Raw genomic sequence first — 13,873 nt, 5'->3', positions numbered from 1 at the left:
CCATGCTGCCAACCCCGGTGGGTTCCGCGGGCGCACTTCGCCGCCTATCAGGCTGACATGGCATCGAATCGGCTCCATTCGAACCCGGTCGTCGCGTCGGCGATCACGCTCGCGCTACGCAGCTATCTGGCGGTCCGGACGGTCGGCTGGTTCGTCACCCGCCCGCAGACGCGCGGCGTGCGGGCGATCGCGCTGACACCGGCAGGGCAGGTGATCCTCGTCCGGCACAGCTATATCCCAGGCTGGCATCTGCCGGGCGGCGGCCAAGAGGCCGGCGAGACCGCCGAGCAGGCGGTGCTGCGCGAGCTCCGCGAGGAAGCCGGCATGGTGTCGCATGGCGCGGTGCGCGTGCTCGGCACGTTGCAGCATCGCCCCAATTTCCGGCGCGACACCGTGACGATCGCGCTGGTCGAGCAGGTCTCGTTCGCCTTTCGGCCGTCGCTGGAGATTGTGGAGGCGCGCGCCTTCGACCTGGATGCGCTGCCCGCGGACGTCACCACCGGCACCGTCCGCCGCCTCGCCGAATGGCGCGAGCGACGCCCGGTTGCGACGGACTGGTAACGCGCCTCCCGCTTGCCAGGCTGGCGTTCGCGGACTACCCGGCGCACATTCGGCTACGGACTTCGTCCGCAGCCGAACCATGATCGCGCTGGTGCCCTGAGAGGGGCTTAAAAGGGAACGCGGTATGGGCGCTTGCGCCCGAAGCCGAGGCTGTCCCTGCAACTGTAAGCGGCGAGCGAGATGCGCGGGCTTCCTTTTACGGAAGCAGCCACTGGGCCCCGAGCCTGGGAAGGCGTGCATCGAGCGACGACCCGTAAGCCAGGAGACCTGCCAGCGAGAGGTCGCTCTTGCCCTGGCCCAGGGGATGGCCGTGGCACGGTTCTCCGTCTGAGCGACGAACGAGCGGTGGAGGCCGCATCGGTTCGTCTCGTGGCGCTCCCCGGCGTCTGCGCCCGAGGCGTGCCGGCCGTTCGCGAACGGCAGGACTCCGCCGCGTGTCGCACGACGCCCGGAGAAGACGCTTGAGAGCATTGCTATTTTCCAGCCTGGCGGTGGCATCCGCGGGCCTTGCCACCCCGGCATTCGCGCAAGAGGCGGAGGGCGAAGACATCCTCGTCTTCGGGCGCGGCGAGACCAAGGTCGGCGTCGCCCAGGCGGCGAGCGAGGGCACGGTTTCCGGCGCGGACCTGCTGGTGCGGCCGCTGCTGCGCGTCGCCGAACTGCTCGAGGCGGTGCCCGGCATCATCGCGGCCCAGCATTCGGGCAGCGGCAAGGCCAACCAATATTTCCTGCGTGGCTTCAACCTCGACCACGGTACCGATTTCACCACGCTGGTGGACGGCGTGCCGATGAACCTGCGCTCGCATGGCCATGGCCAGGGCTATCTCGATCTCAACGGCCTGATTCCGGAAATCGTCGGGCGTGAGGACTTCGGCAAAGGGCCGTATCGCGCCGAGGGCGGCGATTTCGCGCTGGCAGGGGCAGCGGCGATGGCCACGATCACGGGGTTCGAACGGCCCTGGCTGTCGGTGGAGGGCGGTTCCTATGGCTATCGTCGCATCGCGGCCGGGGGTTCGGCGAAGGGCGTGGGCGCTGGCACGCTCACCCTGGTCGGCCAGCTGCGCGCCTATGACGGGCCGTGGCAGGCGCCCGAGCATCTCCGCCACGCCTCGGGCTTTGCCAGCTATGCGGCGCCGCTGGGCACCGGCACGATCGCCGCGACACTGCACGCCTATCACGCCAGCTGGCGCCCGACCGAGCAGATTCCCGAGCGCGCGATCGGCACCCCGGCCTGCCCGGACGTGTTCTGTTCGCCCGATCCGAGCGCGCGGGGCCGGACGACGCGGCTGATCGGCAATGTCGCGATCCGCCAGCAGGGCTGGGACGGCAATGTCTATGGCCAGTTCTACGACTGGTCGATGACGTCGAACCCGACCTATGCCGATCCGGACGGCACCAGTGCACAGATCCGCCAGTTCGACACGCGGTGCATTCTGGGCGGACGCGGCGAGAAACGCTGGCAGCTCGCGTCGGCGCTGGCGCTGTCGGTCGGCGGCGAGGGGCAGTACGACCATATCGGCGATGTCGGGGTGGCGCGGACCGACCAGCGGAGGCCGCTCTTCTCGCTCGGCCGCTATCATGTCGAGGAAAGCTCGGCCGCGATCTATGGCGAGGCGCGCTGGACGCCGCTGGCCGGGCTGCGGCTGATCGCGGGCTTGCGCGGCGATGGTTACCGTTACGCCGTCCGCGCACGCGATGCCGAGGCGGCGGCGCTGGGGACGGGCACGGGAAGCGACGGCATCGTCTCGCCCAAGGCGTCGCTCGCCTATGCGCTCACCCCGCATCTGGAGCTGTACGGCAATTGGGGGCGGGGCTTCCATTCCAACGACGTGCGCGGCGCGGTTAACGTCGAGACGCCCGTGCCGGTGCTGGTCCGCGGCACCGGCAAGGAGCTCGGCGCGCGCTGGCAGCGCGGCGGGCTGACGCTCACCGGCAGCTACTGGTGGCTGGCGGTGGGCAGTGAGCTGCGCTTCGTCGGCGATTCCAATGCGGTCGAGCCGACGGGTGCGAGCCGGCGGCGCGGCTATGAACTGGTCGCCTTCTGGCGGCCTGCGTCTTGGCTGGCGATCGACGGCAACATCGCCGCCAGCCATTCTCGCTACGACAATGGCGATCGTATTCCCAACGCCTTCGAGAATGCGGCATCCGCCGGCGTGGCGGTGGTGCGGGGCGGCTGGGAGGCGAGCCTCCGCGTCCGCCACCTCGGCCCTTATCCGCTGATCGAGGACGATAGCGCGCGGGACAAGGGCAGCACGGTGGTCAACCTGCGCGCGGCGCGGTCGCTGGGCCGGCTCCAGCTCTATGGCGAGCTGCTCAACCTGCTCGACAGCCGCGACAAGGATATCGCCTATTATTACGAATCCTACCTGCCCGCGGTCGATCGCGGCGGCCCGGTGGAGGGGCGGCTGAGCCGCCTCGTCGAGCCGCGGACGTTGCGGCTTGGCGCGCGCGTGCGCTTCTAGGGGCCGGGATGCGACAAGGCCCGGGTGTCGGCGTCGATGCCGATACCCGGGCCTTTTCAGCGTGGAATCAACGCCATGCTGGTGCGGACGGCGGGACTCGAACCCGCACGCCTCGAAAGGCAGAAGATTTTAAGTCTCCGGCGTCTACCGGTTCCGCCACGTCCGCGTGGGCGGCAGGCAAGACGCTGCCGCACGCCGCGTGTCAAGCGCGCATCACATGTTGAGGCGGATGCGCATCTCCTTGCCCGGCTTGAAATAGGGGACGCGCTTGGCGTCCACTTCCACGGACTCGCCCGTCCGCGGGTTGCGACCCGTGCGCGCATCGCGCGCCCGCGTCGAGAATGCGCCGAAGCCGCGAAGCTCCACGCGCCCATCTTCACTCAGCCGGCCGACAATCTCGTCGAAGAAGATCGAGACGATCTTTTCGACTTCCCGGATCGAAAGACCCGGATTTTCCTGTACCAGCAATTGAACCAACTCAGACCGGATCATCCGGGCCCCTCCCTTGGCGAAACGCGCCCCCCAATGGCCGCGCAACGGCTATCCCCAAGGAAACCTTAGCGCTTTTTCCCAATCTGCAGCAACCAGAAGATGTGGTTGATGCTGTCCTAAAATCAAAAAAGAAGGGCCCGGGAACCGCTTTCGCGGCGCCCGAGCCCCTCTTCAGGTCGCAAAATTAGTTGTTCTGGCTGCGGGCCTTGAGGGCCTCACCCAGAATGTCGCCCAGCGACGCGCCCGAGTCGGACGAGCCATACTGCTGCACGGCCTGCTTCTCTTCGGCGATCTGCATCGCCTTGACCGAGAAGGTCGGCTTCTTCGAACGATCGAAGCCGGTGACCATCGCGTCGAACTTCTGGCCGACCTGGAAACGCTCCGGGCGCTGCTCGTCGCGGTCGCGGCCGAGATCGGTGCGCTTGATGAAGCCGGTCGCGCCATCGTCGCCAACCTGCACTTCGAGGCCCGCGTCGCGGACTTCGAGGACGGTGACGGTGACGACCGAGTTCTTGCCCAGACGATCGGCACCACCGGTCGAACCGGCAGCGGCGACGCCGCCACGCTCGAGCTGCTTCATGCCGAGCGAGATGCGCTCCTTGTCGGCTTCGACGGCCAGAACGATCGCGGTGACAGTCTCGCCCTTGCGATGCAGGGCCAGCGCGTCTTCACCCGAGATGCCCCAGGCGATGTCGGACATGTGGACCATGCCGTCGACGTCGTTGTCCAGGCCGATGAACAGGCCGAACTCGGTGGCGTTCTTGACTTCGCCCTCGACGGTCGAACCGACCGGATGCTCTTCGGCGAAACGCTCCCACGGATTCTGCTGGGCCTGCTTGAGGCCGAGCGAGATGCGGCGCTTTTCCTGATCGACCTCGAGGACGACCACATCGACTTCCTGCGAGGTCGACACGATCTTGCCCGGGTGGACGTTCTTCTTGGTCCAGCTCATCTCCGAAACGTGGACCAGGCCTTCGATGCCCGGCTCCAGCTCGACGAACGCGCCGTACTCGGTGATGTTGGTCACGCGGCCCGAGAGCTTCGCGCCGACCGGGTACTTCACGCTCGCGCCATCCCACGGATCGCTCTCGAGCTGCTTCATGCCCAGCGAGATGCGCTGCGTGTCACGGTTGATGCGGATGATCTGAACGCGGACGGTGTCGCCGATGTTCAGCACTTCCGACGGATGGTTGACGCGCTTGTAGCTCAGGTCGGTGACGTGCAGCAGGCCGTCGATGCCGCCCAGGTCGACGAACGCACCGTAATCGGTGATGTTCTTGACGACGCCGTCGATCACCTGGCCCTCGGCGAGGCTCTGGATCAGGCCCGAACGCTGCTCGGCGCGGGTTTCCTCGAGCACCGCGCGACGCGACACGACGATGTTGCCGCGCTTGCGGTCCATCTTGAGGATCTGGAAGGGCTGGGCGATGTCCATCAGCGGGGTGACGTCGCGCACCGGGCGGATGTCGACCTGGCTGCCCGGCAGGAAGGCCACGGCGCCGTTGAGGTCGACGGTGAAGCCGCCCTTGACGCGGCCGAAGATGACGCCTTCGACGCGGGTGTTCTGCGCGAATTCCGCTTCCAGCTTGTCCCAGGCGGCTTCGCGGCGGGCGCGGTCGCGGCTGAGCATCGCTTCGCCGTTCGCGTTCTCGACGCGATCGACATAGACTTCGACTTCGTCGCCGACCTTGAGGTCCGCCTTCTGGCCGGGGGCTGCGAATTCGCGCAGCGGCACGCGGCCTTCGGACTTGAGGCCCACGTCGATGACGGCGAGGTCGTTCTCGATGCCGGTGACGGTGCCGATCACGACGCGGCCTTCAAAGCCGTCCGCCTGACCGAAGGTTTCGTCGAGCAGTGCCGCGAAATCGTCGCGGGATGGGGTTGCCGTAGTGGCCATAGAAAAGAGGTTCCTAACGTTCGTTTTTCCGGCCAGCCGGTTGGATCCGGCGGTCTTGAGGGCCAGAATCGCCGCGGCGGCCGAATGCCGTTCGCGACATCCCTTGCGCGGGTTCCAGTGGAGGACGAGCAAGTCGCGTCGAAACGCGAAAAGGGCGCATGGAAGCACGGCTTCCAGCGCCATCCCCCACGAGCACCCGCCCGCAGGATGCGCGCGCCTTACTGCGGATGGGGTGGAAACGCAAGGTTTTCGGGGGTGGGACACCTTCTTAGCCCCTCCTCCTTGGAGGAGGGGTTGGGGGGTGGAGGGATTCCAGAACAGAGGTTGGTCTCTGCGAGACACTGCCCCACCCCCTCCCCTCCCCTGAAGGGGAGGGGCTTAGAAGGCTCAGCCCGCTACCTTCCGCTTCTCGACGATCTCGATCGCCCGCTGCACCGCCGCGTCGATCGACAGGAAGCTGGTATCCAGCGTCACTGCGTCCACCGCCTGCACCAGCGGCGCCTCGCTGCGCTTCGAGTCGCGCTCGTCGCGGGCGCGGATGTCTGCCAGCACCTTGTCGAGGCTGACGTTGATGCCGTTCTTGCGCAGCTCCAGGTGCCGGCGCTGGGCGCGGATCATCGGGGTGGCCTTCACGAACAGCTTCACGTCCGCATCGGGCGCGATCACCGTGCCGATGTCGCGGCCGTCGAGCAGCGCGCCGCCGGGCTGCTGGGCGAAGCGCTTCTGCCGGGCGAGCAGCGCGGCGCGCACCAGCGGATGCGCCGAGACGATCGAGGCGGTCTGGCCCACCTCGTCGGTGCGCAGGAACGGATCGGCCAGCAGCGAGTCGTCGAAGCTGCAGGCGGCGACCGCGTCGGCTTCCTTGGCAGGGTCCAACCCTTCGCGCAGTACCGTTGCGGCAACGGCACGATAGAGCAGGCCGGTATCAAGATGCGGCAAGTTGTACTGGCGGGCGAGGGCGCGTGCGATGGTGCCCTTGCCCGAAGCTGCCGGGCCGTCGACTGCGATAATCATGCGGTTCCCTCGCGAGACCGGCGCCGCGCGTCAAGGGACTTGCCGTGAACTTGTCGCATCAGCTGTTGGTCAGTGCGTCCAGCGTGGCGAAGAAGTTCGGATAGCTGGTGGCGACCGGCGCGACGTCGTCGATCGCGATCGGCTGTTCGGCGGCAAGCGCGGCGACGGTCATGCTCATCGCGATGCGATGGTCGAGCAGCGTCGCGACCTTGCCGCCGCCGGCGAGCGGCTTGCCGGCCGAACCCTGGATGGCGAGTCCGTCCTCAAACTCCTCGGTCACCACGCCGCAGGCTTCGAGCGCGGTGCGCATCGCGGCGATCCGATCCGATTCCTTCACCCGCAGCTCGTGCGCGCCGCGGGCGACGGTGCGGCCCTCGGCGAGCGAGGCGGCGACGAACAGCACCGGATATTCGTCGATCATGCTCGGCGCCAGATCGGCGGGCACGTCGATCGCCTTGAGCGGCGCGTGGCGCACGACCAGGTCGGCTACCGGCTCGCCGCCGACGGTACGGGCGTTGGTCTCTTCGATGTCGGCGCCCATCAGCCGAAGCGCGGTAATCAGGCCGGTGCGCGTGGGGTTCATGCAGACATTGGCGATGGTGATTTCCGAGCCCGGCACGATCGAAGCCGCGACCATCCAGAAGCCGGCCGAGGAGGGATCGCCCGGCACGACGATATCCTGCGGCTTCAACTCGGCCTCGCCGGTGATCGAGATGATCTTGCCTTCGGGAGAGTCCTCCACGGTCAGCTCGGCGCCGAAGCCGCGCAGCATCCGCTCGCTATGGTCACGGGTGGGGACGGGCTCGATCACGCGGGTGATGCCGGGCGTGTTGAGGCCGGCCAGCAGCACCGCCGACTTCACCTGCGCCGAGGCGACGGGCAGGGTATATTCGATCGGCACCGCCGGGCACATGCCACGGAGCATCAGCGGCAGGCGACCGCCCGGGCTGGCGGTGATCTCGGCGCCCATGCGGGCAAGCGGCTCGATCACGCGGCCCATCGGGCGGCCCGAGAGCGATGCGTCGCCGGTGAACGTCGCGGTGATGCCATGGCTGGCGACCAGGCCCATCAGCAGGCGGGTCGAGGTGCCGCTATTGCCCATGTCGAGCGCCTGGGCCGGCTGCTGCAGCCCGCCGACGCCGACGCCGTGGACGCGCCAGGTGCCGTCCTCGCCGCGCTCCACCTGTGCGCCCATCGCCCGCATGGCCGCGGCGGTGGCGAGCACGTCCTCGCCCTCCAACAGGCCTTCGATGCGGCTTTCGCCGACCGCAAGCGCGGAAAACATGATCGCGCGGTGGCTGATCGATTTGTCGCCGGGGACGGTAACGGTGCCGCGCAGCGGGCCGCGGGCGGAGAGGGTGAGAGGGCGGGGATCGGTGTTCGACATGGGCGCGGCTTTGACAGGCGGCTTGCAGCATGGCAAGGCGCGCCCCACTTTCCGGGATCACATCCCGAAATCTCCGAACACAGCGAAAGGCGAAGAGGCAACACATGGTGAAGCCGGAATGGGGCACCAAGCGCAGCTGCCCGAAGTGCGGTACGCGCTTCTACGATCTGACCAAGGACGAGCCGGTCACCTGCATCAACTGCGGTTTCGCCTGGGAGCCCGAGCCCATCCTGAAGTCGAAGCAGCCGCTGCCGTTCGAGGCAGTGAAGGCCAATCCCGACAAGCCGGAAGCGGAAGATTCCGATCTGGTGGGCGATGACGATCTGGACATCGGTGCGGACGACGAGGAGCCATCGCCGGACGACGACGTCGATCTGGGCGGCGACGACGACCTGGGCGTGGAGACCGTCAACGACGACGACGAGCAGTAAGTTCGAAAAAATCTGGCAAGCGCGAAAAAGGCGCTTGCCAACCCCGCGAGGCCCTTATAGAGGGGCCGCCTTCCCGGGGAATGGGGCCGTAGCTCAGCTGGGAGAGCGTCGCAATGGCATTGCGAAGGTCAGGGGTTCGATCCCCCTCGGCTCCACCATTTCCCCCGGAATTTCCTGGCTAGGCCGGGCGTCGGATCGGCGAGATCGATCCTTTCCACACAGAATGAGAGTGCGCATAGCCTAGCGGAGCTGCTCCTCCAGGCTGCGGGTGCGATCGGTCGTCTCGGCGCCGGTGTGCAGGGTCGAGGCAGGCTCGATCAGCAGGATCCAGCATTCCTCGTCCGCAACCGGATTGTGCCGTACGCCCTTCGGGACGGTGAGGAAGTCGCCCTGCCGCAGCGTCGTCGCGCCATCCTCGAACTCGATGCGCAGCGTGCCCTTCACGACGTAGAACAGCTCGTCCTCCGCATCATGTGCATGCCAGACGAGCTCGCCCTTCAGCTTGGCGGCCTTGAGCAGCTGGTCATTCACGCGGCCGATCACCTTGGGGGACCAGTATTCGGTCACGCGTTCAAACGCTTCGACGAGATTTGCAGCAGGCAACATGGGTGGTTCTTTCTGCCGATCGGGCGGTTGGCGATGCGGCCGGCCTAATCCATCGCCGTGGCGGCGCCAATTCCGGTGCGCGCGCGGGGACGGGCGGGTGGCAAGGATGCCACCCGCCGCATTGTCATGCAGCATCGAGCGTTGGATAGTCGGTATAGCCCTCCGCGCCGCCGCCTGCGTAGAATAGTGCGGGCCGCGCCGCGTTCAGGGGGGCGCCCGTCTTCAGCCGCGCTGTCAGATCGGGGTTTGCCAGCGCCATCATGCCCAGCGCTTCGATATCGGCGAGGCCCGCTGCCACGTCGGCACCGATCTGCTCACGCTGGCGGCCGGGGCGATTGAGGACGAGGGTGCCGCGGAAGAGCCCGCGCAGGTCGCCGAGCAGCGGATCCTCGCCCCGCACGAACAGTAGGTGCAGATAGGCAAGGCCCATCGTGCCGAATGCTGTCGCGAGGTAGCGGTAGAGATCGTCATTGTCGGTGCCCTCGGCGATGCCGCCGGTCGGCACGCCAGGCGAGAGGCGGATGGCAGTGCGCTCCGGACCGATGGCATCCGCTACGGCGCGGACCACCTCGATCGCGAAGCGCGCGCGATTCTCCATCGAACCGCCATATTGGTCGGTGCGATGGTTGGCGTTCGGTGCCAGGAACTGGTGCACCAGATAGCCATTGGCCCCGTGGATCTCGACGCCGTCCGCACCCGCTTCGATCGCGCGCCGCGCGGCATGGGCGAAATCCGCGACCGTCTGCTCCACCTCGGCAGGGGTGAGCGCGCGCGGTTCCGGCACCGGCTGCATCCCCGTCATCGTGAACATGTCGTCCCCCGGAGCGATCGCCGAGGGCGCGACGGGTTGGCGGTGATGCGGCGTGTTGTCAGGATGCGCGCGGCGGCCGACATGCATCAGCTGGAGGAACAGACGCCCGCCGGCATCGTGCACGGCATCGGTCACCTTGCGCCAGCCGGCAACATGCGCGTCGGTGTAGATGCCCGGCGTGGCGAGATAACCCTGGCCGTCGTCCGAGGGCTGGGTGCCTTCGGTGATCAGCAGGCCCATGCCGGCGCGCTGGGTATAGTAGAGTGCGGCGAGGTCGCCCGGCGTGCCGTCGGGCTTGGCGCGGCTGCGAGTCATCGGCGCCATGGCGAGCCGGTGCGGGAGTTGCAGCGTGTCGGTGGCGAGCGGAGTCCAGATGTCGGTCATGATACGTCTCCTGGGGGATGTGGGGATCAAAGGCGGCCGTCGGCCAGCAGTTCGCGGGTGCGCTTGAGCGTGGAGAGCAGCGCGGCCTTGTAGCCGCGGTCGCTGTCGAAGCTGGCCTGCTCGGCCTGTTCCTCGGGACTGCCCGGCGCCTTGTCGCGCAGGCCGAGATAGCAATAGAAGCGGAGCTGCAGTGCGCCCGCTTCGTCCTCGAACAGTTCGTTGACGATAGCACCTTCGCGCGGACCCTTCGCCTGGAAGAAGGTGACCTTGCGCTGCGGCTCCAGTGTGATGATCTCGCGCAGATCGGCGCCGGCGATGGTTGCCTCGCGGACGAAGTGGGTGGCGCTTTCCTCGGTCACGTCGCAGCGCGTGCAAAGGCCCTCGGGGAGGAACAGCCGGGCATCGCGTGCCTTGGCTTCGAGTCCCTTCCAGACCTGGTCGCGGGTGAGCGGGGTTTCGCCGGCGGCGTTCACGGGGACGGTGGCGGTCGAGTAGATCATGGCGGAGGTCCTTGGCTGGCCTTGATTGGCTGACCCCGAAATTAGTGATCCACAGGCGATCCAATAGCCGCTATATCTGGACGCGCCGTCTCATGGGTGGAACGAATGGACCTGCTGGCGCTAGCCGATTTCAACCTCGTCGCCCGGCATGGCGGATTCGGAAAGGCAGCGCGGGCGACCGGCCGGCCCAAGGCGACGCTGTCGCGCCGCGTCGCCGAGCTGGAGGCAGCGTTGAACCTCCGGCTGTTCGAGCGCGGCGCGCGCACTCTCCAGCTGACCGAGGAGGGCAGGGCGTTATTCGCGCGCACCGGCCAGTTGCTCACCGAACTGGAGGAGACGGCGGCGGCCATCGCCTCGGGCGGCGATCGTCCGCGCGGACGGCTGCGGATCAGCGCGCCCCTGCTCTTCTCGCAGGCGGCGATGGGCAAGATCGCGGCGGGCTTCGCGCTGGCCTATCCCGAGGTGCGACCGGAGATCATCGTCGAGGATCGCCCGGTCGACATGATCGAGGAAGCCTATGATCTGGTGATCCGGGTCAACCCGCGGCCCGACGTCAGCCTCGTCGGCCGCGCCTTCCTCCACGACCGGCAGGTGGTGGTCGCCGCGCCCGGGCTGGCGCTGCCGGCGGCGGGGGAGACGGTGCCGGCGCTGGTGCGCGGGGCGCTGGGCGGGGCGGATCTGTGGAACCTCGACACGCCGGACGGCCTCGTCGGGTTGCCGGTCATGCCGGTGCTCGCCATGTCATCGAACATGATGCTGCGCGACGCGGTGCGGATGGGGGTCGGCGCGGCGCGGCTGCCGCTGTCGCTGGTGAGCGGCGACATCGCCAGCGGTCGGCTGGTGCTTTGGGGCGATCTTGCCGGGGCGGCGGTGGCCTTGTGGGCGCTCTACCCGTCGCGGCGGCTGCTCAGCGCGCGCGTTTCGGCCTTTCTCGACTATCTGAAGGCGGCGTTCCCGAATGGCACGCCGGAGGAACTCGCCGCGTTCCTCGATGGCTGAACCGCGACAGGCGCACCTACTTGGCCCCAACCGCGGGGTGAGAGAGCCTATACCAGCGTTCGATTTCGCCGCCGTATCAACCCTGCCAAAACTCGTAGCGATCGATCGGGCGCGCTGCGTGCGCTGCCGGATCGGCATTGGTTCGGAGGAGCGCGGGGATGAGCGGAATCGAGACTATGCTGGGCGTCACGCGCCGCGAACTGCTGGAAGGCGCGCTGGCGGTGGGTGCTGTCGCGGCGCTCGCGCCGGCGGCGCAGGCGATGGCGCAGGGCCATTCACATCATGGAGATACGAACATGGCGACGATCACGGTCAAGGACGGCACGACGATCTTCTACAAGGACTGGGGGCCCAAGACCGCCCAGCCGATCGTGTTCCACCATGGCTGGCCGCTGAGCGCGGACGACTGGGACGCGCAGATGCTGTACTTCCTGCAGCAGGGCTTCCGCGTGATCGCGCATGATCGCCGCGGCCATGGCCGCTCGACCCAGACCGACACCGGCAACGACATGGCGACCTATGCGTCCGACGTTCTGGAACTGGCCGAGGCGCTCGACCTCAAGAACGCCGTGCATATCGGCCACTCGACCGGGGGCGGCGAAGTCGCGGCCTATGTCGCGCGTTCCAAGCCGGGCCGTGTCGCCAAGGCGGTGCTGGTCGGCGCGATCCCGCCGATCATGCTCAAGACCGCCAACAACCCCGGCGGCCTGCCGATCGAGGTGTTCGACGGCTTCCGCGCCGCCCTTGCCGCCAACCGCGCGCAATTCTACCTCGATGTGCCGTCGGGCCCGTTCTACGGCTTCAACCGTCCGGGTGCGAAGGTCTCGCAGGGCGTGATCCAGAATTGGTGGCGCCAGGGCATGATCGGCGGCGCCAAGGCGCAGTATGACTGCATCAAGGCCTTCTCGGAGACCGATCAGACCGAGGATCTGAAGAAGATCCAGGTGCCGGTGCTCTTCATGCACGGCGACGACGACCAGATCGTGCCGATCGCGGATTCGGCGATGCTGGGCGTGAAGCTGGTCAAGAATGGCGAGCTGAAAGTCTACAAGGGCTTCCCGCACGGCATGCTGACCACGCACGCCGATGTGCTGAACCCCGATCTGCTGGCGTTCATTCGCAAGTGATGCGCTGACAGCAGGGCCGCGCCTGCTCCATCGGCAGGCGCGGCCCTTTTTGCGTGTGCGGACGGTTAAGCATGTTCGGCAACCGCTCGTTCACACCTGGCTGCGACACTGGCGCATCGGAGTAGCGCCATGATCGCCACCAACATTGCCCTTACCGGGGTCCAGGCCAGCGTCGCGCGGATCAACGTCAGCGCGCAGAACGTAGCCAACGCCAACACCACCGGCGAGACCGTCAAGGCGGTGACGGCGGCGAATGCGATCGGCAAGACGGTCAACCATGCCTATCAGCCGATCGCGATCTACCAGGCGGCCGCTGCCGCGGGCGGCGTCAATGCCAAGCCGGTGCCGGCGGTGCCGGGCACGGGCCCCCGCTACGATCCGGAATCGGAGGATGCCGATGCGGATGGGAACATCGAGGCGCCCGACGTCGATTTCGCGAGCGAGGATGTCGAGCAGCGCAAGGCGCTCTTCTCGTTCCGCGCGAACCTCTCGGTGATCAAGACCGACGACCAGATGATGGGTTCGCTGCTGGACATGCGGGTCTGAAGAGGTACGGCCCGCTTCCCTGAAGGAATCGTCATTCCCGCGAAGGCGAGAATCCATTTGCCAGGATGTTGCGGGTAGAACCGCGCCATCAGCGCCAATGGATTCCCGCCTTCGCGGGAATGACAGGATATAGTGCTGTGGGGGATGCCCCTCTCCCCGGAGGGGGAGGGGCTGCCCGCCTTCAGGCCAGAGTCAGGCCGACATTGACGTTGCCGCGGGTCGCGTTCGAATAGGGGCAGACCTGGTGGGCGGCGTCGACCAGCTTCTGCGCTTCTTCGCGGTCCAGGCCGGGCAGGGTGACCAGCAGATCGGCGGTGATGCCGAAGCCGCCTTCCGAACGCGGGCCGATACCCACCGTCGCGGTAACCGTCGTCTCGGCCGGAACCTTGATCTTCATGCCCGCACCGACAGCCTTGAGCGCGCCGATGAAGCAGGCCGAATAGCCAGCGGCGAACAGCTGCTCGGGATTGGTACCGTCGCCGCCGGCGCCGCCCAGTTCCTTCGGGGTCGACAGCTTCACTGCCAGAACGCCGTCTTCCGAGCGTGCGCTGCCGTCACGGCCGCCGGTTGCAGTTGCCTTGGTGGTGTACTTCACATCGACCGACATCGGGTGTCTCCTTCAGTTACTGCGATAATCCTTATCGCGATAAAGACCA

Annotated in this window: 14 protein-coding genes, 2 tRNA genes and 1 riboswitch; of the genes, 7 read left to right on the top strand and 9 right to left on the bottom strand. The window is 67.4% G+C overall.

Annotated features, from left to right (window positions below; translation table 11 throughout):
• Positions 1–57 precede the first annotated feature (57 nt).
• Both BM009_RS03800 and BM009_RS03795 read left to right on the top strand, forming a co-directional pair.
• The gene (locus BM009_RS03800) at positions 58–561 is read left to right on the top strand and encodes an NUDIX domain-containing protein (RefSeq protein WP_093293941.1); all 504 of its coding nucleotides are present in this window, start codon (positions 58–60) and stop codon (positions 559–561) included.
• A gap of 72 nt (positions 562–633) precedes the next feature.
• Positions 634–851: riboswitch (cobalamin riboswitch) on the top strand.
• Between the two features lie 201 nt (positions 852–1,052).
• The gene (locus BM009_RS03795) at positions 1,053–3,023 is read left to right on the top strand and encodes a TonB-dependent receptor (RefSeq protein ID WP_254772174.1); all 1,971 of its coding nucleotides are present in this window, start codon (positions 1,053–1,055) and stop codon (positions 3,021–3,023) included.
• A 79-nt stretch (positions 3,024–3,102) separates the two neighbouring features.
• Here the strand turns inward: BM009_RS03795 and BM009_RS03790 are convergent.
• The 5 genes from BM009_RS03790 to aroA all read right to left on the bottom strand — a co-directional run bounded on the left by BM009_RS03790 (position 3,103) and on the right by aroA (position 7,813).
• Positions 3,103–3,189 (bottom strand) — tRNA-Leu (locus tag BM009_RS03790).
• Between the two features lie 47 nt (positions 3,190–3,236).
• Positions 3,237–3,515 carry an integration host factor subunit beta gene (locus BM009_RS03785; RefSeq protein ID WP_093293938.1) on the bottom strand — a complete coding sequence of 93 codons (279 nt, stop codon included), beginning with the start codon at positions 3,513–3,515 and terminating at the stop codon, positions 3,237–3,239.
• Between the two features lie 184 nt (positions 3,516–3,699).
• A complete protein-coding gene (gene rpsA / locus BM009_RS03780; RefSeq protein ID WP_093293936.1) occupies positions 3,700–5,412 on the bottom strand; it encodes a 30S ribosomal protein S1 in 1,713 nt (570 codons plus the stop codon).
• Between the two features lie 387 nt (positions 5,413–5,799).
• Positions 5,800–6,426: a (d)CMP kinase gene (gene cmk / locus BM009_RS03775; protein WP_093293935.1), complete on the bottom strand. Its 627-nt coding sequence runs from the start codon at positions 6,424–6,426 to the stop codon at positions 5,800–5,802.
• Positions 6,427–6,484: 58 nt separating this feature from the next.
• The gene (gene aroA, locus BM009_RS03770) at positions 6,485–7,813 is read right to left on the bottom strand and encodes a 3-phosphoshikimate 1-carboxyvinyltransferase (protein ID WP_093293933.1); all 1,329 of its coding nucleotides are present in this window, start codon (positions 7,811–7,813) and stop codon (positions 6,485–6,487) included.
• Between the two features lie 104 nt (positions 7,814–7,917).
• Here aroA and BM009_RS03765 point away from each other — a divergent pair, with 104 nt between their 5' ends.
• The gene (locus tag BM009_RS03765; RefSeq protein WP_093293932.1) at positions 7,918–8,244 is read left to right on the top strand and encodes a TIGR02300 family protein; all 327 of its coding nucleotides are present in this window, start codon (positions 7,918–7,920) and stop codon (positions 8,242–8,244) included.
• An 82-nt stretch (positions 8,245–8,326) separates the two neighbouring features.
• Positions 8,327–8,402: transfer RNA gene (locus BM009_RS03760), tRNA-Ala, on the top strand.
• Positions 8,403–8,484: 82 nt separating this feature from the next.
• On the opposite strand, the gene BM009_RS03755 is transcribed toward BM009_RS03760, so the two are convergent.
• The 3 genes from BM009_RS03755 to BM009_RS03745 all read right to left on the bottom strand — a co-directional run bounded on the left by BM009_RS03755 (position 8,485) and on the right by BM009_RS03745 (position 10,545).
• Complete coding sequence (locus BM009_RS03755) at positions 8,485–8,850, bottom strand: cupin domain-containing protein (protein WP_093293930.1); 366 nt, start codon at positions 8,848–8,850, stop codon at positions 8,485–8,487.
• Positions 8,851–8,974: 124 nt separating this feature from the next.
• On the bottom strand, positions 8,975–10,045 hold the full coding sequence (locus BM009_RS03750) for an alkene reductase (RefSeq protein WP_093293929.1): 1,071 nt from the start codon (positions 10,043–10,045) through the stop codon (positions 8,975–8,977).
• A gap of 26 nt (positions 10,046–10,071) precedes the next feature.
• Positions 10,072–10,545 (bottom strand): AtaL-like protein, encoded by a 474-nt coding sequence (locus BM009_RS03745; RefSeq protein ID WP_093293927.1) that lies wholly within the window; start codon positions 10,543–10,545, stop codon positions 10,072–10,074.
• 105 nt (positions 10,546–10,650) lie between these two features.
• Between BM009_RS03745 and BM009_RS03740 the strand changes: the two genes are divergently transcribed.
• The 3 genes from BM009_RS03740 (at position 10,651) to BM009_RS03730 (ending at position 13,217) form a co-directional block, all read left to right on the top strand.
• A complete protein-coding gene (locus BM009_RS03740) occupies positions 10,651–11,544 on the top strand; it encodes a LysR family transcriptional regulator (protein ID WP_093293926.1) in 894 nt (297 codons plus the stop codon).
• Positions 11,545–11,840: 296 nt separating this feature from the next.
• Positions 11,841–12,671 (top strand): alpha/beta fold hydrolase, encoded by an 831-nt coding sequence (locus tag BM009_RS03735; RefSeq protein WP_093294622.1) that lies wholly within the window; start codon positions 11,841–11,843, stop codon positions 12,669–12,671.
• A 129-nt stretch (positions 12,672–12,800) separates the two neighbouring features.
• Positions 12,801–13,217, top strand: coding sequence for a flagellar basal body rod protein FlgC (locus BM009_RS03730; protein ID WP_093293924.1), 417 nt, complete (start codon positions 12,801–12,803; stop codon positions 13,215–13,217).
• Positions 13,218–13,398: 181 nt separating this feature from the next.
• Here the strand turns inward: BM009_RS03730 and BM009_RS03725 are convergent, their stop codons facing one another.
• The gene (locus BM009_RS03725; RefSeq protein ID WP_093293923.1) at positions 13,399–13,824 is read right to left on the bottom strand and encodes an organic hydroperoxide resistance protein; all 426 of its coding nucleotides are present in this window, start codon (positions 13,822–13,824) and stop codon (positions 13,399–13,401) included.
• Positions 13,825–13,873: the final 49 nt, after the last annotated feature.

Origin of the sequence: Sphingomonas sp. NFR04, from assembly GCF_900114095.1 — a bacterium.
GTDB lineage: Bacteria > Pseudomonadota > Alphaproteobacteria > Sphingomonadales > Sphingomonadaceae > Sphingomonas.
Note: the sequence above shows the minus strand (reverse complement) of the source record. Positions and strands in the feature narration are given on the sequence as shown.

What these genes read in the sequence shown, in the direction of transcription:
- BM009_RS03730 (WP_093293924.1), top strand. Translation starts at nt 12,801, where the DNA reads ATGATCGCCACCAACATTGCCCTTACCGGGGTCCAGGCCAGCGTCGCG.
- BM009_RS03725 (WP_093293923.1), bottom strand. Translation starts at nt 13,824, where the DNA reads ATGTCGGTCGATGTGAAGTACACCACCAAGGCAACTGCAACCGGCGGC.
- rpsA (WP_093293936.1), bottom strand. Translation starts at nt 5,412, where the DNA reads ATGGCCACTACGGCAACCCCATCCCGCGACGATTTCGCGGCACTGCTC.
- BM009_RS03750 (WP_093293929.1), bottom strand. Translation starts at nt 10,045, where the DNA reads ATGACCGACATCTGGACTCCGCTCGCCACCGACACGCTGCAACTCCCG.
- BM009_RS03755 (WP_093293930.1), bottom strand. Translation starts at nt 8,850, where the DNA reads ATGTTGCCTGCTGCAAATCTCGTCGAAGCGTTTGAACGCGTGACCGAA.
- cmk (WP_093293935.1), bottom strand. Translation starts at nt 6,426, where the DNA reads ATGATTATCGCAGTCGACGGCCCGGCAGCTTCGGGCAAGGGCACCATC.
- BM009_RS03785 (WP_093293938.1), bottom strand. Translation starts at nt 3,515, where the DNA reads ATGATCCGGTCTGAGTTGGTTCAATTGCTGGTACAGGAAAATCCGGGT.
- BM009_RS03745 (WP_093293927.1), bottom strand. Translation starts at nt 10,545, where the DNA reads ATGATCTACTCGACCGCCACCGTCCCCGTGAACGCCGCCGGCGAAACC.
- BM009_RS03765 (WP_093293932.1), top strand. Translation starts at nt 7,918, where the DNA reads ATGGTGAAGCCGGAATGGGGCACCAAGCGCAGCTGCCCGAAGTGCGGT.
- BM009_RS03735 (WP_093294622.1), top strand. Translation starts at nt 11,841, where the DNA reads ATGGCGACGATCACGGTCAAGGACGGCACGACGATCTTCTACAAGGAC.
- BM009_RS03800 (WP_093293941.1), top strand. Translation starts at nt 58, where the DNA reads ATGGCATCGAATCGGCTCCATTCGAACCCGGTCGTCGCGTCGGCGATC.
- aroA (WP_093293933.1), bottom strand. Translation starts at nt 7,813, where the DNA reads ATGTCGAACACCGATCCCCGCCCTCTCACCCTCTCCGCCCGCGGCCCG.
- BM009_RS03740 (WP_093293926.1), top strand. Translation starts at nt 10,651, where the DNA reads ATGGACCTGCTGGCGCTAGCCGATTTCAACCTCGTCGCCCGGCATGGC.